The sequence below is a fragment of the Pseudomonas sp. WS 5027 genome (assembly GCF_012985695.1).
GTDB lineage: Bacteria > Pseudomonadota > Gammaproteobacteria > Pseudomonadales > Pseudomonadaceae > Aquipseudomonas > Aquipseudomonas hygromyciniae.
Window position 1 is genome coordinate 14,529 of sequence record NZ_JAAQWU010000012.1, and the last position, 18,727, is coordinate 33,255.

14 protein-coding genes and 1 pseudogene are annotated in these 18,727 nt (G+C 62.9%); 12 read left to right on the plus strand and 3 right to left on the minus strand.

Annotated features, from left to right (window positions below):
• Positions 1 to 9: 9 nt before the first annotated feature.
• Both HBO09_RS15590 and HBO09_RS15595 read left to right on the plus strand, forming a co-directional pair.
• Positions 10 to 1,452, plus strand: a complete 1,443-nt coding sequence (locus HBO09_RS15590; RefSeq protein WP_169995065.1) for a mechanosensitive ion channel family protein — start codon at positions 10 to 12, stop codon at positions 1,450 to 1,452.
• A gap of 104 nt (positions 1,453 to 1,556) precedes the next feature.
• Entirely contained in the window at positions 1,557 to 1,994 is a 438-nt protein-coding gene (locus HBO09_RS15595) for a carboxymuconolactone decarboxylase family protein (RefSeq protein WP_169995063.1), read from the plus strand.
• Positions 1,995 to 2,201: 207 nt separating this feature from the next.
• Here the strand turns inward: HBO09_RS15595 and HBO09_RS15600 are convergent, their stop codons facing one another.
• Complete coding sequence (locus tag HBO09_RS15600; protein WP_169995061.1) at positions 2,202 to 4,352, minus strand: TonB-dependent siderophore receptor; 2,151 nt, start codon at positions 4,350 to 4,352, stop codon at positions 2,202 to 2,204.
• A gap of 192 nt (positions 4,353 to 4,544) precedes the next feature.
• Here HBO09_RS15600 and HBO09_RS15605 point away from each other — a divergent pair, with 192 nt between their 5' ends.
• Complete coding sequence (locus HBO09_RS15605; protein WP_169995059.1) at positions 4,545 to 5,324, plus strand: acetoin reductase; 780 nt, start codon at positions 4,545 to 4,547, stop codon at positions 5,322 to 5,324.
• Positions 5,325 to 5,476: 152 nt separating this feature from the next.
• On the opposite strand, the gene HBO09_RS15610 is transcribed toward HBO09_RS15605, so the two are convergent.
• The gene (locus tag HBO09_RS15610; RefSeq protein ID WP_169995057.1) at positions 5,477 to 7,339 is read right to left on the minus strand and encodes a sigma-54-dependent Fis family transcriptional regulator; all 1,863 of its coding nucleotides are present in this window, start codon (positions 7,337 to 7,339) and stop codon (positions 5,477 to 5,479) included.
• Positions 7,340 to 7,648: 309 nt separating this feature from the next.
• Between HBO09_RS15610 and HBO09_RS15615 the strand changes: the two genes are divergently transcribed.
• The 3 genes from HBO09_RS15615 to HBO09_RS15625 are packed head-to-tail and all read left to right on the plus strand — an operon-like array spanning position 7,649 to position 10,772.
• Positions 7,649 to 8,626: a thiamine pyrophosphate-dependent dehydrogenase E1 component subunit alpha gene (locus HBO09_RS15615; protein WP_169995055.1), complete on the plus strand. Its 978-nt coding sequence runs from the start codon at positions 7,649 to 7,651 to the stop codon at positions 8,624 to 8,626.
• 26 nt (positions 8,627 to 8,652) lie between these two features.
• A complete protein-coding gene (locus tag HBO09_RS15620; RefSeq protein WP_169995053.1) occupies positions 8,653 to 9,672 on the plus strand; it encodes an alpha-ketoacid dehydrogenase subunit beta in 1,020 nt (339 codons plus the stop codon).
• Complete coding sequence (locus tag HBO09_RS15625) at positions 9,669 to 10,772, plus strand: acetoin dehydrogenase dihydrolipoyllysine-residue acetyltransferase subunit (RefSeq protein ID WP_169995051.1); 1,104 nt, start codon at positions 9,669 to 9,671, stop codon at positions 10,770 to 10,772. Before HBO09_RS15620 ends, HBO09_RS15625 begins: the two co-directional genes overlap by 4 nt.
• A 114-nt stretch (positions 10,773 to 10,886) precedes the next feature.
• On the opposite strand, the gene HBO09_RS15630 is transcribed toward HBO09_RS15625, so the two are convergent.
• Complete coding sequence (locus HBO09_RS15630) at positions 10,887 to 11,783, minus strand: helix-turn-helix domain-containing protein (RefSeq protein ID WP_169995049.1); 897 nt, start codon at positions 11,781 to 11,783, stop codon at positions 10,887 to 10,889.
• A 138-nt stretch (positions 11,784 to 11,921) separates the two neighbouring features.
• Here HBO09_RS15630 and HBO09_RS15635 point away from each other — a divergent pair, with 138 nt between their 5' ends.
• The 6 genes and pseudogenes from HBO09_RS15635 to HBO09_RS15660 all read left to right on the plus strand — a co-directional run bounded on the left by HBO09_RS15635 (position 11,922) and on the right by HBO09_RS15660 (position 18,715).
• Positions 11,922 to 13,280: a glutamine synthetase family protein gene (locus tag HBO09_RS15635; protein WP_092239378.1), complete on the plus strand. Its 1,359-nt coding sequence runs from the start codon at positions 11,922 to 11,924 to the stop codon at positions 13,278 to 13,280.
• Between the two features lie 31 nt (positions 13,281 to 13,311).
• A complete protein-coding gene (locus tag HBO09_RS15640; RefSeq protein WP_169995047.1) occupies positions 13,312 to 14,400 on the plus strand; it encodes a polyamine ABC transporter substrate-binding protein in 1,089 nt (362 codons plus the stop codon).
• Entirely contained in the window at positions 14,397 to 15,692 is a 1,296-nt protein-coding gene (locus tag HBO09_RS15645) for an FAD-binding oxidoreductase (RefSeq protein WP_169995045.1), read from the plus strand. The genes HBO09_RS15640 and HBO09_RS15645 overlap by 4 nt, the downstream gene beginning before the upstream one ends.
• Positions 15,693 to 15,788: 96 nt before the next feature.
• A pseudogene (locus HBO09_RS15650) lies at positions 15,789 to 17,130 on the plus strand (MATE family efflux transporter).
• Between the two features lie 83 nt (positions 17,131 to 17,213).
• Positions 17,214 to 17,714: a sigma-70 family RNA polymerase sigma factor gene (locus HBO09_RS15655; protein WP_169995043.1), complete on the plus strand. Its 501-nt coding sequence runs from the start codon at positions 17,214 to 17,216 to the stop codon at positions 17,712 to 17,714.
• A 32-nt stretch (positions 17,715 to 17,746) separates the two neighbouring features.
• Positions 17,747 to 18,715, plus strand: a complete 969-nt coding sequence (locus tag HBO09_RS15660; protein ID WP_169995090.1) for a FecR family protein — start codon at positions 17,747 to 17,749, stop codon at positions 18,713 to 18,715.
• The last annotated feature ends 12 nt before the right edge of the window (positions 18,716 to 18,727 follow it).

Sequence of the window (18,727 nt, forward strand, 5' to 3'; positions counted from 1 at the left end):
GTCGCCTGGATGCTGTCTTTTATCGCCGCTCACCCGATGCTGTGCGCCCTGGCGCTGATCCTTATCGATATCGTCGTCTGGCGTCTGTTTTCGGCCAGCCCCGGCAACTGGAAATTGATCGCGCGCCTGGGGATTTTCGCTGTGTTCAGCGCCGTGCTGTTCAACGACGGCATGAACCCCATGCAACTGGCGCCCTATGCCGACAACACCCCGCTGCACCTGGCCGCCACGGCATTGCAGATCGGCTGGTGGTTGTTCGCCGCACGCACCCTGACGGTCTTGCTCGGGGCCTTGATGATGCAGCGGGTCGGCCATACCGGGCGGTTGCTGCAAGACCTGATGGGCGCGGTGATCTTCCTGATCGCGATCATCGCGGCCATGGCCTATGTGCTCGATCTGCCCGTCAAGGGCGTGCTGGCGACGTCCGGCGCGGTGGCGATCATCGTCGGCCTGGCCTTGCAGAGCACCTTGAGCGATGTGTTTTCCGGGATCGTGCTCAACACCACCAAGCCCTACCAACTGGATGACTGGATCTCCATCGACGGCACCGAAGGCCGGGTGACGGATATCGACTGGCGCGCCACGCGCCTGCAAACCTCCCAGGGCAGCATGGCGGTGATCCCCAATTCGCTGGCGGCCAAGGCCAAGATCATCAATTTCTCGCGCCCGGCCGATATGTTCGGCCTGGCGGTGAGCCTGCAAGTCAGCCCCCATGCGCGCCCACAAACGGTGCTCGAAGCCTTGGAGCGTGCCATGCAGGGCTGCCGGCAATTGCTGGCCAAACCGGCGCCAAGCGTGGCATTCAAGACCTCCACGAGCGGCGGCGTGGAATATGAAATCAGCGGCTTTGTGCCGGCCATGGGCCTCAAGCGTGAGGTGCGCAATCAGCTTTACGACCTGGCCTACCGGCATTTGCAGGCGGCTGGCGTAAGCCTGCTGTCGAGCGCCGAGAGCCCCACCTCGCTGGCCACCTCGCCGGCGCGGGCGCTGTTGGAAAGCTCCAATATCTTCTCGACCCTGCGCCAGGAAGAGAAGGAAACCTTCAGCCAGAACATGACCCTGCGCACCTTCCGCGCCGGCGAGATGATCCTGCCGACGGGGGAGGTCAGCGATCATCTGTTTATCATCGAGTCCGGGGTCGTTTCGGTGATGCTGGTCAAGGCCGGGCACACGTTCGAAGCCGGGCGCATGGGGCCAGGTGAAGTGATCGGCGAGGCCGGGATCCTGGGTGAGCAAAGCGTGCCGGCAGACTTTGTGGCGAAGACCTACTGCACCCTCTATCGCATCGAAAAGGAATACCTCAAGCCGTGCCTGGACGCGCGCCACGATATCAGCGAAGCCATGCAAAACCTCCTGGATTTCCGCCTGCACGCCGCCCAGCACCTGACCCAGGATGCGCCAATCGTACCGGTGAAAAAGGGCTTCTTGCATTGGCTGCGCAGCCGCGCCTGAAGCGCTTGGCATTGGCTACCTGTTCTTCGCCCGGATTGGCTATTTGTGCAGGGTAGTGGGGTGATTAAGCTGGGCACCAATCCCCACTGTCCTGGAGTAACAACATGTCTGCCCGTATCGATTTCTACACCGCTTCCCCTGACGCGATGAAAGCCATGCTCGCCCTGGAAGCGGCCGTCGGCAAATTGTCCATCGAACTGCCGCTGCTGGAGCTGGTGCGCCTGCGCGTGTCCCAGATCAACGGCTGCGCCTTCTGCCTGGACATGCACACCGCCGATGCACGCAAGGGTGGCGAGACCGAACGTCGCCTGTACACCCTTTCGGCCTGGCGTGAAACGCCATTCTTCACCCCACGGGAACGTGCCGCCCTGGCTTGGGCCGAAAGCCTGACACTGATCAGCCAGACCCACGCCTCGGACGAAGATTACGCGTTGCTCAATGCCGAATTCAGCCCGGCCGAACAGGTGGACCTGAGCGTGGCCATCGCCACCATCAACAGCTGGAACCGCCTGGCGGTGGGCTTTCGCAAGATGCCCAAGTAACACCATTCAAAGATGGGCGCTGGCTATTACAGGCCAGCGGACCAATCCCCTGTGGCGAGCGGGCTTGCCCCGCGCTGGGCTGCGAAGCAGCCCCAATAAGCCGAATGCGGTGTGCCAGATACTCCCTCGCGGCTGGTTTTGGGGCTGCTTCGCAGCCCAGCGCGGGGCAAGCCCGCTCGCCACAACAGCCCGTTGCTGGGGGCGGGGTCAGAAGTTGACGGAGGCACTCAAGCGCGCTGTCAATGGCGCGCCCTGGAACAGATAGTCATCGCCCATGTATTCGCCCGCGTCACGCCAGTAGCGCTTGTCGAACAGGTTGTCGACGCTCAGGCGAAACACCGTTTCATAGCCGTCGACCTTGGTGGTGTAGCGGCTGCCAATGTTGACCAGCGCATAGTCGCCCACTTCCACATTGCCGGTGCGATTGGCGTTCTTGCTGGCGCTGTATTGCACGCCGCCGAGTACCGCCAAGCCGTTGACCCACGGTAGGGCGTAGTCGGCATACACGCTGGCGCGCAGCTTGGGCACGTTGATCGTCTGGTGACCTTCGTATTGCGGCGTGCCGCTGCCGTTTACCCGGGCGCGAATCGCCGCCACGCTGGTGGCGATCTGCAGACGCTCGGTGGCCCAGCCATTGGCCGACAGCTCCAGGCCCGTGTTTTTCTGCTGGCCCTGCTGCACGTAGGTGAAGGTACCGGCGCTGTCGGGCTTGGCGTACTGGTAGGCCTGGCGTGTCTGGAACACGGCGGCGGCGAAGCTGATGCGGCGCCAGTCGTATTTCACCCCGGCTTCGAGCTGGCGGGAAACGGTTGGCGCAAGTATCTGGCCGGGAATCCTCGCATACCACGGTGCTTCGCCGCCCAGCGACAGGCCTTTGCTGTAGCTGGTATACAGCGACAGGTTTTCCATCGGCTTGAAGATCAAGGCAGCGTTGGGCAGGAACACATACTTCTGGGTATGGCGAGCCTGCACCCCAGTCTCGTCGAAGGTTTTTTCATCCAGGCGCACTTCACGGCCACCGAGCACGGTTTGCCATTGCTCGTTGAAACTGATGCGGTCGGTGACGAACAGCCCGTACTGGCGGCTGTCGAGGCGCCGGTGACTGTCCTTCAAGGGCTCGTTGGTGGGCTTGAAGGTTTCCGGGTCCTGATTGATGTTGCCGGTGCCGACGTATTCGTTGACCGACTCGCGCTTGTCGATCACCCGACGGAACGCGCTGGTGCCGAAGGTCAGTTCATGGCCTATCCCCGCAGTGTCGAACAGCCCAGTCATTGCCGCCTGGATTTCATCATTGCGCCGGGTGTCGTCGGGGCTTCGGTAGTCGTAGACGTCGTAGTCACCCTCGGGGCTGAAAGTGTTCGCGTTGCACGTGCCAACGTAGTAGCAACCCCAGGCAAACGAACTGTAGTCATCAATCACCACCTTGCTGCGGGCCGCGCTGACGCTGCCTTTCCACTGGTCGCTGAAGCGGTACTCGAACTTGCCGTTAAGATTCAGCGATTCGATGCCCACCTGTTTGGAGCCGCTCTGATGGCCGAGCAGTTTTTTCGGCGAGGCGTCATGGGGCACTTCGGTGCCGCCGAGCAGTTGGTAGCCGGGCACCGAGCGCTGCTGCTTGTCCTGGTATTCGGCATCCAGTTGCAGCACGGCGTCGGGGCTGATGTTCCAGTCGAAGGCCAGCGACACAAAATCGCGCTGGCCATTGGCGTGTTCGACATAAGAGTTGAGGTCTTCATGGGCGACGTTGGCGCGCAGGCCAAATTGCTGTTCGCTGCCAAACCAGCCGCCGACATCGGTGGCGATATAGCCGCTGCCGCGATCATCGGTGGACAGTGTGACCGAACGCACGTCTTCCGGGCGCTTGGTCACGTAGTTGATTACGCCGCTGGGTTCGGCAATCCCGCTTTGCAGGCCCGCCAGGCCCTTGAGCAATTCCACCCGCTGCTTGTTTTCCAGGGCGACGTTCTGCTCGCCGGTGATGGTGCGGCCGTTGATCTTGTAGCTGCTGGCAGCATTCAGGGAAAAGCCCCGGACCACGAAGTTTTCGTAGTAGCCGATCGGCGCGTAGCTTTCGCCCACCGAGGCGTCGTTGCGCAGCACTTCACTGAGCAGACGTGCCTGCTGGTCCTTGATCAGCGCGGCATTGATCACGGTGATCGAGGCCGGGGTGTCGAGCAGCGGCGCTTGTTCGAAACCGCCGACCGAAGCGCTTTGCGCGCGATAACCGGACTCATCCTCGCCCTGGATATTCAGCGCTGGCAATTCAAGCTCAGCCGCCAGGCTGTTGCCAATGCCGCCGCTGAGCAGCAGGCCGAGGGCCAAATGTGAGGTGACGACGGGGCGAAAACGCAAAACCATGGGGGCAAGGCCTTAAAGCGCGGGGCGGGGGCGCATAAGCTAGGCATAACTGCGCGCCTTTACAAGTACTCGCCTTGGCGCGTTGATGTGAGACGTTGCGTCTCAAGCCCCACGCCAGTTCATTCGGGCCTCGACAGTGCTACCCCACACCTGCGATAGACAAGGCTTCGCTTATCGTTGCAGGAGATCATCATGAGTATCGCTGGAAAAGTTGCACTGGTGACCGGTGCCGGGCAGGGCATTGGCCGGGCCATCGCCTTGCGCCTGGCGCGGGACGGGGCGGATATCGCCCTGGTCGACATCAACAACGCCAAGCTTGAAGCCGTGGCGGCCGAGGTCGTGGCACTGGGGCGCAAGGCCTCGGTGTTTACCGCCGACGTGTCCAAGCGTCAGCAGGTGGTCGCGGCGGTCGAACATGCGCACCAGACCCTCGGTGGCTTCGACATCATCGTCAACAACGCCGGAGTGGCGCAGATCGATTCGCTGCTGGAGGTGACCCCGGAACAGGTCGAACGCACCCTGGGCATCAACGTGCAGGGCGTGTTGTGGGGCATCCAGGCCGCCGGCAATAAGTTCAAGGCGCTCAAACAGAAGGGCAAGATCATCAACGCCTGCTCGATTGCCGGGCATGAAGGCTTTGCCCTGCTGGGCGTGTACTCGGCGACCAAGTTTGCCGTGCGCGCCCTGACCCAGGCGGCGGCCAAGGAACTGGCCAGCGCGGGGGTGACGGTGAATGCCTATTGCCCGGGTGTGGTAGGCACCGATATGTGGGTCGAGATCGACAAGCGCATGGCCCAGATTACCGGTGCTGAAGTTGGCGCAACGTACAAGAAGTACGTGGATGGCATCGCGCTGGGCCGCGCAGAAACGCCGGAGGACGTGGCGGGCCTGGTGGCCTACCTGGCCGGACCGGATTCGGACTACATGACCGGGCAGGCACCGTTGATCGACGGCGGCCTCGTCTACCGCTAAACCCCAGGCTCGACCCGGTAAAAAATGTGGGAGTGGGCAAGCCCGCTCGCCACAACTGCGCTATCTGCCTGGATTTAGGCGTTGCGGCAAAGTTGTGTAGATACCTATGGCTTTCGCGGGCAAGCCCGCTCCCACATTTGGATTGCAGGGTTTCAGGGGTGTTTACCGGGCATATCAATGCCCAGTTGCTTGACCCGGCGATACAAGGTCGCACGGGAAATCCCCAGCGCCTGCGCCGCCGGCAACGGCTTCCAGCGATGGCGCACCAGCGCATCCAGCAGCACCTGCCGCTCTGGGCTCGCACTGTGTTCTACCTCGACTTCCACCCGTTCGCCGCGCACCTCGACCGGCAAGTCCGTCAGTTGGATCGTCCCGCCTTCGCACACCGCACAGGCATAGGCCAGCACATGGCGCAGTTGCCGCACGTTGCCAGGCCAGGCATAGCCCAGCAGTGCCTCAAGCGCTGCCTGGCCGATGCCCACCGTGATCGCGCAGCTGCGTGCTTCCTGCTCCAGCAGACGGTTGATCAAGCCCAATTTGTCGGTGCGCTCGCGCAGCGGCGGCAAGGTGACACGGGCGCAGCCCAGGCGAAAGTACAGGTCTTCACGAAAACCTCCGTCATTGACCAGGGCTGCCAGGTCGCGGTGGCTGGCGCAGATGACCTGGATATCCACCGCTTGGGTTTTCGCCGCACCTAGCGGGGCCACTTCACCTTCGGCCATCACCCGCAGCAAGCGTGTTTGCAGGGTCAGGGGCATATCGCCGATTTCATCGAGGAACAACGTGCCGCCGTGGGCCTGTTGCAACAGCCCGGTCATGCCCTTGCTGGACGCGCCGGTAAAGGCTCCGGCGACGTAGCCGAACAGCTCGCTTTCAATCAGGTTTTCCGGAATCGCCGCACAGTTCACCGCCACGAATGGCCCGTCGCGGCGCGCACTGCGGGCGTGCAGTTGGCGGGCGAAGACTTCCTTGCCGGCCCCGGTTTCACCTTGCACCAGCACCGGCAGGTTGCGGTCCTTGACCCGCACGGCCAGGCGCAGGTGTTCCTCCACCCGTGGGTCGACCTGGGTAGTGGGCAGCGCCCGCGCAGGTTGGCGCCGCGGCGTGTTGACGCGCACCTGCAGCACGCCCGCTTCTCCCAGCCATTGCAATTGCTGGACCGATTGATCGGTCACCGCGCGCAACGCATCGAGGTCGAACACCTCGCCGATATGCATCGGCACCTGGCCAAAACGTCGGCGCAAGGCCTGGCGTGCCTTGCTGTTCAAAGCTTGCAGACGACCTTCCTGGTCCCAGGCCAGCAGCAGGTCGGGTTGGCTGTCGACATAACCCGGCGTGCTATGGGCCTGGAGCACCCAGTGCCGGGCGGCGCTGTGCATGAAGAAGGCGTTTTCGATGGCCTGGGCGCTCTGCGCCACCATCTGGCGCACCAAGTGCTGGCTGCGTCGGTCATCCGGCGATTGCAGCGCCGAGGCGTCCATCACCCCCAGCAGGTTGCCCTGGGGGTCGAAAATCGGCGCGGCGGAGCAGGTCAGGTTGATAAAGGCGGCGCGGAAGTGATCGCGCTTGTGCACCGTCACCGCCGCCTGGCTGGTCAACACCGTGGCCACGCCGCAGGTGCCTTCTTCGGCTTCCGACCAGCAGGTGCCCAGGTACAGGCCGGCCTTGCGGCAGTCGCTGCGGATCGCCGCATCTACCCGGTGGTCGATGGTCTGGCCCTGGGCGTCGGTGAGCATCACGCAGTAGTCGGCATGGCGCACGCGGTGGTGCAGTTGGCTGACTTGCTCGCTGGCAATGCGCATGAACAGCTCGGCGCGCTCGCGGCATTCCTTGAGCAACGGTTCGGTGAGGATCCGTGGCCCCTGCAGCGAGCCGGGATCCAGGTGGTGTTGCTCCATGGAGCGGCGCCATGAATCGAAAATCAGCGACGGCACTGGCGCCTGGGGTAGGCGCTCGGCATTACGGACCACGCGACTGACACAGTCGACATGCTCCCTGGAGTTCGCGGCGAGCATAAGGCCTCCGGTTCTCGATCTTTGTTGTTATGCCCGCCATTAAGCGCCCAGGGGCGCAAGGGGACAAGGGCGGCCTGACCAACTGCCCGCCGTGAGACGCAACGTCTCATCCTGCCTGAGACGCAGCCCGCACGCTGCAATGCGCCGTCTCATTGTGCGGTGGCCTGCCGCACCGGCACAACCGCACGGCACTGCTCTGGATCAAGGCTTTGCCAGGTTTTGCCGCACGTTGGCACAGGCTGTGCTGAACAGGTTGCAGCTGGCCGCAGCCAGCCTTTTGTGTGTCGAGACAACCTGGAGAACAACAAGATGTCCACTCACCTGTCCACCGATCAACTGCTGCATGCCTATACCGTGATGCGCACCATCCGTGATTTTGAAGAACGCCTGCACGTGGAATTCGCCACCGGCGAGATCCCAGGCTTCGTGCACCTGTATGCCGGCCAGGAGGCCTGTGCCGCCGGGGTCATGGCCCATCTCAACGATGAAGATTGCATCGCCTCCAACCACCGTGGCCACGGCCACTGCATCGCCAAGGGCGTGGATGTGTTCGGCATGATGGCCGAGATCTACGGCAAGAAAACCGGGGTATGCGGCGGCAAGGGTGGCTCCATGCACATTGCCGATCAGGAGAAGGGCATGCTCGGCGCCAACGGCATTGTCGGTGCCGGCGCACCGTTGGCGGCCGGTGCGGCATTGGCGTCCAAACTCAAGGGCAGCCAGGGTGTGGCCGTGGCGTTTTTTGGCGACGGCGGTTCCAACGAGGGAGCGGTATTCGAGGCGATGAACCTGGCCGCGATCATGAAATTGCCGTGCCTGTTTGTCGCCGAGAACAACGGCTACGCGGAAGCGACCGGTTCCGGCTGGTCGGTGGCGTGCAAGGACATTGCCGAGCGCGCCGTGGGTTTTGGCATGCCGGGGGTGATCGTCGATGGCAATGACTTCTTTGCCGTCCACGCAGCGTTGGGCGTGGCGGTGCAGCGGGCGCGCCAGGGCGAGGGGCCGACCCTGGTCGAGGTCAAGCTGCACCGCTTCTACGGCCACTTTGAAGGCGACGCACAAACCTATCGTGGCCGCGATGAGGTGAAAAACCTGCGCGAAACCCAGGATTGCCTGGCGCTGTTTCGCCAGCGCTGCAGCACCGAAGGCTGGCTGGACGCGGCGCAGTTCGAGCGCATCGACGCCGAAGTCGCGCAGTTGATCGACGCCGCCGTGCGCCTAGCCAAGTCCGATCCCAAGCCCCAGGCCGCCGACCTGCTCAGCGATGTCTACGTCGCCTACCGCTAATAACAACAAGACCCGGAGAGAATTTTATGGCTCGCAAAATCAGTTATCAGCAGGCAATCAACGAAGCCCTGGCCCAGGAAATGCGCCGCGACCAGAGCGTCTTTATCATCGGCCAGGACGTGTCCGGCGGCACCGGCGCCCCTGGCGAGCAAGATGCCTGGGGCGGCGTGTTGGGCGTAACCAAGGGCCTGTACCCGGAGTTCCCCGAGCGCGTGCTGGATGCGCCGCTGTCTGAAGTCGGTTACGTGGGCATGGCCGTTGGCGCCGCCACCCGGGGCATGCGCCCGGTGTGCGAGTTGATGTTCGTCGACTTTATCGGCTGCTGCCTCGACCAGTTGCTCAACCAGGCCGCCAAGTTCCGCTACATGTTCGGCGGCAAGACCACCACGCCGCTGGTGGTGCGCGCCATGTACGGCGCCGGCCTGCGTGCCGCGGCCCAGCATTCGCAGATGCTCACCTCGATGTGGACGCACATTCCCGGCCTGAAGGTGGTGTGCCCGGCCACGCCCTATGACGCCAAGGGCATGCTGATCCAGGCGATCCGCGACAACGACCCGGTGATCTTCCTTGAACACAAGATGCTCTACAGCCTGCAAGGCGAAGTGCCGGAGGAGCTGTACACCGTGCCGTTTGGCGAGGCCAACTTTGTGCGCGAAGGCAACGATGTGACCCTGGTGACCTACGGGCGCATGCTGCATGTGGCCCTGGAAGCTGCGGCCAACCTGGCGCGCCAGGGCATCGACTGCGAAGTGCTGGACCTGCGCACCACCAGCCCGCTGGATGAAGACAGCATCCTTGAAAGCGTGGAGAAAACCGGGCGCCTGGTGGTGATCGACGAGTCCAACCCGCGCTGCTCGATTGCCACGGATATCAGCGCCATGGTGGCCCAGCGTGGGTTTTCCTTCCTGCGTGCGCCGATCGAGATGGTCACCGCGCCGCATACGCCGGTGCCGTTTTCCGATGCCCTGGAAGACCTGTACATCCCCGACGCGGCAAAGATCGAGGCCGCTGTGCGCAAGATCGCTGACAAGAGGACTGCGGCATGATCCATACCTTGACCATGCCCAAGTGGGGGCTGTCGATGACCGAAGGCCGGGTCGATGTCTGGCTCAAGCAGCCGGGCGACCGGGTAGAGAAGGGCGAGGAAGTGCTCGACGTAGAGACCGACAAAATCTCCAGCAGCGTCGAGGCGCCGTTCAGTGGCGTGTTGCGCCGGGTGCTGGCGCAGAGCGACGAGACGTTACCGGTCGGCGCGTTGCTGGGCATTGTGGTGGAGGGCGAAGCCACGGAAGCAGAAATCGATGCGGTGATCGACAGCTTCAATGAAGGCTTTGTCTCCAGCAGCGCCGAGGCGCAGGCGTCGGGGCCGAGTGCGCAGAAGGTCGAGCTGGGCGGGCGCCTGCTGCGTTACCTCGACCTCGGCGAGGGCGGCACGCCGCTGGTGCTGATCCACGGTTTTGGCGGCGACTTGAACAATTGGCTGTTCAACCATCCGGCCCTGGCCGCCGAGCGCCGGGTGATTGCCCTGGACCTGCCGGGGCATGGCGAGTCGGGCAAGCACCTGCACAGTGGCGATGCCGAGGAGTTGAGCCAGGCGGTGTTGGCGTTGCTCGATCACCTCAAGCTCGAACGCGTGCACCTGGCCGGGCATTCCATGGGCGGGCTGGTTTCGCTGACAGTGGCGAGCCAGGCGCCGGAGCGCATAGCTTCGCTGGTGCTGATCGCCAGTGCCGGCCTGGGCGCGGACATCAATGGTGACTACCTGCAGGGATTCACCGAGGCCAATAACCGCAACGCGCTCAAGCCGCAGTTGGTGCAACTGTTCAGTGACCCTGCACTGGTCACGCGGCAGATGCTCGAAGACATGCTCAAGTTCAAACGGTTGGAAGGGGTGGATCAGGCGCTGCGCCAACTCAATGCCAAGCTGTTCGATGGTGGGCGGCAGATGCTGGATTTGCGCGCGGTGGTAGGGCAGCAGCCGAGCCTGGTGATCTGGGGCAGTGACGATGCCATCATCCCGGTGCGGCATGCTCAGGGGTTGCAGGCCCAGGTGGAGGTCTTGCCGGGGCAGGGGCATATGGTGCAGTTGGAGGCGGCGGAGCAAGTGAATCAGTTGCTGAGTCTCTTCCTCAAATCTCAAGCCTGATAGCAATCAAATGTGGGAGCGGGCTTGCTCGCGAATACGGTGGGTCAGTCAGACACTCATTGCCTGACACACCGCTTTCGCGAGCAAGCCCGCTCCCACAGGGTTGACCGTGTATCAACCATGACGCTTGAGGGTTTCGCTGGGCAGTTCCTTGAACAGTGCCCGGTAGCTATTGGAAAACCGCCCCAAATGCCAGAACGACCAATTCATCGCCACCTCGGCCACCGTGGTGGTGGCTGAACTCAACAACTCGCGGCGCGCGCCGTTCAACCGGCGCAGGCGCAGCCATTGCGCCGGGCTCATCCCGGTGTAGGTCTTGAAGCCCTGTTGCAACTGACGCAGCGGCACACCGGCAATCTGCGCCAGTTGCAGCAGGTTGACCGTTTCATCCGGCGCATCCGCCGCCCACGCGCCAATGCGCGCCATCAACTGGCGTTCTGCGCTGCGTCGCTGCAATGAGTGGCGGTCCAGGCAGACACAGGCGTTGTCGAGGATAAACAGGCAATCGTCCAGTAGTTGCCGGGTGAGGGCGTCGCGGCTGAGCGGGTCGATCACACTGGACAAACGCGTCAGGGTGCCACTGAGCCAGCGGCTGAACAGCGCGTTTTGTTGGCCGGTCAACGGTGCCATGAACAGGCCTTCGAGTCTGGCCACATCCAGGCCATGGCGCTGCACGAACTGCGGGCCAAACACCACCGCCACTTCACGGTAGTTTTCCGGGGTGATCCAGGTATTGCGGCTTTCGCCATTGAGCAGATACAGCGCGTTGTCGCTGCCGTCGAAACAGAAGGCAAGTGAGCCTGGCGGCGCGTTGAAGTGCTGCTCGACGCGGGTATTCATGCACTCTTCGTACACCTGCACACCCTGTAGGTCGAGGTAGCGGATCTGCCCGGCAAAATGCCCCGGGGACATCTGCTGGTACTGCTGCACCCAACCGGGTGTCGCACTGCATTGAGCGGCCACATCACCGGTGGTGAAGGCCTGTACGCGCAAAGCTGTTGCCTGTGTCATGGGTGATCCGTGCGCACTCTATTGGTGCGTTGTGGGTCGTGCAAAGTGGATAGATGCCGGGAAAAGGCTGGCCCAAGATAGACCTCAATGCGCTGGGAGTACAAGCCGGCGCAGCACCCAACCCATGCCGAGGTCTTTATGAATGCCCCTTTCGATCAGCTGTCCACCTGGCTGAAAGAACACAAGATTACCGAAGTCGAATGCGTGATCAGCGACCTGACGGGCATCGCCCGCGGCAAGATTGCGCCCACCAACAAGTTCCTGCATGAGCGCGGCATGCGCCTGCCGGAAAGTGTGTTGCTGCAAACGGTAACCGGGGACTTTGTCGACGACGATATCTATTACGACCTGCTGGACCCGGCCGATATCGACATGATCTGCCGCCCGGTGGCCAACGCCACCTATGTGGTGCCGTGGGCCATCGAACCCACCGCCATCGTGATCCACGACACTTTCGATAAGCAGGGCAACCCCATCGAACTGTCGCCACGCAACGTGCTGAAAAAGGTCCTGCAGCTGTATACCGACCAGGGCTGGCAGCCGATTGTTGCGCCGGAAATGGAGTTTTACCTGACCCAGCGCTGCGAAGACCCGGACCTGCCGCTGAAAACCCCGGTGGGGCGTTCCGGGCGTGCCGAAACCGGGCGCCAGTCGTTCTCCATCGACGCGGCCAACGAGTTTGACCCGCTGTTTGAAGATGTCTATGACTGGTGCGAAGCCCAGGGCCTGGACCTCGATACGCTGATCCACGAAGACGGCCCGGCGCAGATGGAAATCAACTTCCGCCACGGCGACGCCCTCGACCTGGCCGACCAGATCACCGTGTTCAAGCGCACCCTGCGCGAAGCCGCGCTCAAGCACAATGTGGCCGCAACCTTTATGGCCAAGCCTGTGGCCGACGAGCCGGGCAGCGCCATGCACCTGCACCAGAGCGTGGTGGATATCGCTACCGGCCAACCGGTGTTTGTCGACGCTGACGGGCAGATGAGCCAGCTGTTCCTGCAGCACATTGGCGGCCTGCAGAAATACATCCCGATGCTGCTGCCGATGTTCGCGCCCAACGTCAACTCGTTCCGCCGCTTCCTGCCCGACACCTCGGCCCCGGTCAACGTTGAATGGGGTGAAGAAAACCGCACCGTCGGCCTGCGTGTGCCGACTTCCAGCCCCGACGCGATGCGCGTCGAAAACCGTCTGCCGGGTGCCGATGCCAACCCCTACCTGGCCATTGCCGCCAGCCTGCTGTGCGGCTATCTGGGGATGATCGAAAAGATCCAGCCGAGTGCTCCGGTGGAAGGTCGTGCCTATGAACGCCGCAACCTGCGCCTGCCCATCACCATCGAAGATGCCCTGGCGCGCATGGAGGCCTGCGACACGGTCAAGCAGTACCTGGGGGACAAGTTTGTGCGGGGGTATGTCGCGGTGAAACGCGCCGAGCACGAGAATTTCAAGCGGGTGATCAGCTCCTGGGAGCGCGAGTTCCTGCTGCTGAGTGTCTGACTCCACCATCAACCATAAAAAAGGTGTCGATATGCCTCTCGTCAAACAGCTTCTCCCACTGGCCCTGGCCGCAGTGTTCAGCAGCGCCAGCAACGCCGCGCCGACGGTCAGTGTCTACAACTGGACCGATTACATCGGCGAGACCACCCTGGCCGACTTCCAGGCCAAGACCGGGACCAAGGTGGTCTACGACGTGTTCGACTCCAATGAAACCCTGGAGGGCAAGCTGCTGGCGGGGCGTACCGGGTATGACGTGGTGGTGCCGTCCAATCACTTTTTGGGGCGCCAGGTAAAGGCCGGGGCGTTCCTCAAGCTGGACCGCGCGCAATTGCCCAACTACCCGAACCTGGACCCCAAGTTGCTCAAGCTGCTGGAGCAGAACGACCCCGGCAACGCGCACGCGGTGCCGTACCTGTGGGGCACCAATGGCATCGGCTATAACGTCGACAAGGTCAAGCAAGTGCTGGGCATCGACCGTATCGATTCGTGGGCGGTGATGTTCGAGCCCGAGAACCTGAAGAAGCTGCAGCAATGCGGCGTGGCGTTCCTCGATTCGGCGGATGAAGCGTTCCCGGCGATCCTCAACTATATGGGCATGGACCCGCGCAGCGAGGAGGACGGCGATTATAAAAAGGCCGAAGCCAAGTTGCTGACCCTGCGCCCGTACATCACCTATTTCCATTCCTCCAAGTACATCTCGGACCTGGCCAATGGTGATATCTGCGTGGCCTTCGGCTACTCCGGTGATGTGTTCCAGGCGGCCAACCGCGCCAAGGAAGCCAAGAACGGGGTGAACATCGCCTATTCGATCCCCAAGGAGGGCAGCAACCTGTGGTTCGACCTGCTGGCGATTCCTGCAGACGCCACCAACCCGAAAGAGGCCCACCGTTTTATCAACTATCTGCTGGACCCCGAGGTCATTGCCAAGGTCAGCACCTATGTCGGCTACGCCAACGCCAACCCGGCGGCGAAGGCCTTCATGGCACCGGAACTGGTGAATAATCCTGAGGTGTACCCGCCCCAGGAGGTGCTCGACAAACTGTACATTTCCACCACTCCCAGCCCGGCCATCATGCGTGTGATGACCCGTGCCTGGAGCAAAGTGAAGTCCAACCAATGAATCCGTCCCAAGACCACGCCCGCTCTTATTACCGGGCTTCGGCCAATGCCATGCCCGAACGCCCAGCGTTGGCCGAGGACTTGAGTGCCGATGTGTGTGTGATCGGCGGCGGCTTTACCGGCGTCAACACCGCCATCGAACTGGCCCAGCGCGGCCTGTCGGTGATCCTCCTGGAAGCCCGGCGCATTGGCTGGGGCGCCAGTGGGCGCAATGGTGGGCAGTTGATCCGGGGAATCGGCCATGATGTTTCGGGCTTTGCCCGGCATGTGGGCGAGGAGGGCGTGCGTTACCTGCAACGGGCCGGGATCGATTCGGTAGCGTTGGTGGGTGAACGCATCCGTGAGCATGGCATCGACTGCGACCTGCGCTGGGGCTTTTGTGAGTTGGCCAATACGCCGGCGCAATTTGCCGCGTTCAAGGGCGAGCAGCAAAGCCTGGCTGCTCTGGGCTATGTGCCTGAAACCCGGCTGGTGGCGGCGCAGGATATGGCGCAGGTGGTCGGCTCTAAGCTGTACGCCGGTGGTTTGGTGGACATGGGCTCGGGCCATTTGCATCCGCTCAATCTGGTGCTGGGCGAGGCCCGCGTGGCCGAGGCGCTGGGCGTGCGGATTTTCGAGCAAAGCCCGGCGCTGCAACTGAGCCATGGCGACACCGTGCAGGTGCGCTGCGCCAGCGGCACTGTGCGGGCCGCCAGCCTGGTGTTGGCGTGCAATGCACACCTTGAAGAGCTGGAGCCACGCCTGAGCGGCAAGGTGCTGCCGGCCGGCAGCTATATCATCGCAACCGAGCCGTTGCCGGCCGCGCTTGCCGATGAACTGATCCCGCAGAACCTGGCGCTGTGCGACCAGAAAGTCGGCCTGGACTACTACCGGCTCTCGGCAGACCGTCGGCTGCTGTTCGGAGGCGCCTGTCATTATTCGGGGCGTGATCCGGTGGATATCGCGGCTTATATGCGCCCGAAAATGCTCAAGGTGTTTCCACAGCTGGCCACTACTGCCATCGAGTTCCAATGGGGCGGCAAGATTGGTATCACCGCCAATCGCTTTCCCCAGGTCGGCAGGTTGCAGCAGTACCCCAACGTGTTTTACGCCCAGGGCTATTCGGGGCATGGGCTTAATGTTACCCACTGGTGCGCGCGGCTGCTGGCCGAAGCTATCCATGCCGGCCACAGCCAGGGCCTGGAGACCTTCAGCCGAGTGCCGCATATGACGTTCCCGGGCGGCAAGGCCTTGCGCTCGCCATTACTGGCACTGGGCATGTTGTGGTACCGGCTGCGGGAAATGCTGGGATAGGCGTTGTAAGCGGGGTGGCGGGTTAAAACACAGCAACATCGGATCCAATACGCTATAAACCCTCGGTCGCTGTGTAAATCCGAGGCCCCGCTTTTCATGCAAAACCCTTTGCAACGCCCGTTGTGGCAGGTCTACCTGTTCTTTCTTGCGCCGATGGTGCTGTCCAACTTCCTGCAGAGTTTTTCCGGCACCCTCAACGGTATCTATGTCGGGCAAATGCTCGGCACCCAGGCGCTGGCGGCGGTGTCGGGGATGTTTCCCATAGTGTTCTTTTTTATCGCCCTGGTGATTGGCCTGGGGGCGGGCGCTTCGGTGCTGATCGGCCAGGCCTGGGGCGCGGGCGAAACGGCGTTGGTCAAGGTAATCACCGGCGCGACCCTGACCCTGGGCGCGCTGATCGGGCTGATCGCCGCCGTGCTCGGCAGCCTGTTCGCGCGCCCGGCGATGCAAGCTTTGGGCACGCCGTTGGATGTACTGGACGACGCGGTCGGTTATGCCCAGGTGATGATGCTGATCATGCCGTTGTTGCTGGTGTTCATCCTCTACACCCAACTGCTGCGGGGCGTGAGCGATACGGTGTCACCGCTGCTGGCGCTGATCGTTTCGACGGTGGTTGGCCTGTTGCTGACCCCGGCCCTGATCCGCGGCTGGCTGGGGCTGCCGCCCATGGGTATCCAGAGCGCGGCCTATGCCGGCCTGGCCGCGAATGCCGTGGCCATGTTGTTTCTGGTGCTGCGCCTGCGCCACAAAAACCACGTGATGGCGCCGGACCGCGTATTGCTGGCGGCCTTGCGCCTGGACCGGGCGATCCTTGGCAAAGTCCTGCGCATCGGCCTGCCCACGGGCTTGCAGATGGTGGTGCTGTCGTTGTCGGAGCTGGTGATCCTGGCACTGGTCAATGGCCACGGCGGCGTATGGCGCGGTGACGCAGATCGTCAACTATGTGCAATTCCCGGCGCTGTCGATTGCCATCACTGCCTCGATCCTCGGCGCTCAGGCCATCGGCGCCGGGCGCCTGGAACGCATCGGGCCGATCCTGCGCACCGGACTTGCGATCAACCTGTGCCTGACGGGGGGCCTGATCCTGCTCGGTTACGCCTTGTCCCACTGGCTCCTGGGCCTGTTCATCACCGATGACCAGGCGCGGGTCCAGGCCGAACACCTGCTGCACATCATGCTCTGGAGCATTCTGGTGTTCGGCTTCCAGGCGGTGATCGGCGGGATCATGCGCGCCAGCGGCGTGGTGCTGATGCCGGTGGCGATCTCGATCTTCTGCGTGTTGGGTGTGGAGTTGCCGGTGGCATATCTGCTCAATGCACGCTTTGGCCTGGAAGGGGTGTGGATGGCGTTCCCGGTGACCTATCTGGTGATGCTGGGGTTGCAGACCGCGTATTACCGGTTGGTGTGGCGGCATAAGCAGATCAAGCGGTTGGTCTAGAGGCTGGATTGGCGACGGCAAGCAATTGCCCCACTTAATAGGAAGCATTACTATTCACGCCCCGCCTATCCAGTGCATCTCCGATGACTCCCCAGCCGCCCCGCAGACCAGGCTTTTTCGCGTACTACGAAGAGTTGGTCGGGACCTGGACGCGTCGCCTGCGCAATCGCCAGCAGGCCGAGGACCTGGCCCACGATACGTTTGTGCGGGTCTTGGAGTCCAAGTCGGCGCTGGTCGAGCAGCCGCGTGCCTATTTGCACCAGACGGCACGCAATATTGCGGTGGATGCCTATCGTCGTGCGGACCGGCACGACGCGGTGGCGTTGCAGGCCTTTGAACCGGGTGCGTCGCACAGTGGCGACCCGGAGCATTTTATGCACGCCGTGCAGTTGGCGGACTCCATCGAGCGGGCCCTGGCCGAATTGCCCCTCAATTGCCGCAGGATTTTCATCTGGCAAAAGATCGAGGGCCTGACCCAGCAGGAAATCGCCGAGCGCCTGGGGCTTTCTAAAAACATGGTGGAAAAGTATATGATCCGCACCCTGCGGCATCTGCGTGATCGCCTGGACGCGCTGGCCCCATGACCAATGCCCGCTTTGAAACAGGATCTTCCATGATGGATACCCGTGAGTGTGCCTGTGGCAGCGCAGCGGTGCGTGACGAGGCGGCGCAGTGGTTCGTGCGTTTGCAGGACCATCCCTTGAGCGTTGGGGACCAGCATCTTTTTGACGCCTGGCGTGGGGAGCATCCCGCGCATCAGTATGAATTCGAGTTGCTGCAAGGGCTGTGGAGCGTCGCCGACCTGCTGCCCAAGGTTCGTTTGCAGGCCTTGGTCGCTACGCCTGTGCCGCGCAAGCGTCGTGGGAGGGGGCGCTATGCCATGGCGGCGAGTGTGCTGGCGGTGGCCGTGGGTTTGGGGCTGTTCAGCGGCCTGGATCATCCGGCGGTGTACGACGCGCAGTTCAGCACGGCGTTGGGTGAGCGCCGCCAAGTGGCGTTGCCCGACGGCTCGCTGATGGACCTCAATAGCCGCAGCGTGGTGGCGGTGCATTACGAAAAGGGCCGGCGTGGGATTGAACTCAAGCAGGGTGAGGCGCTGTTCAGCGTCGAACACGACACCAGCCGGCCTTTTGTGGTGCAGGCCGGGGCCGGGCAGGTGACGGTTACCGGGACTCGGTTTGACGTGCGCCGCGACGATGACCAGACCCGCGTGGTGGTCGAGGCCGGGACGGTCAAGGTGCAAGGGCATGCTGCCCACCCAGTGGTCACACTGACAGCCGGCCTGGGCACCTCGATCGACAACCAGGGCGCGGTCGCGGCGGCCCGCCCGGTCAACGCCCAGGCGCTGCTGGCCTGGCAGACCGGCAAGCTGGTGTTCAACGACGCCAGCCTGGCCGAGGTGGCGCGGGAAGTCTCGCGCTACCGCGAAAAACCCTTGCGGGTCAGCGCTGCGGCCAGCGAGTTACGCCTGACCAGCGTGTTCAAATCCAACGACACCGATGCCTTGCTCAAGGCGTTGCCGCACATCCTGCCGGTGGCTTTGCGCACGCTGCCTGACGGTAGCCAGGAAATAATTTCACGCTAGGTTCAGGTTTTT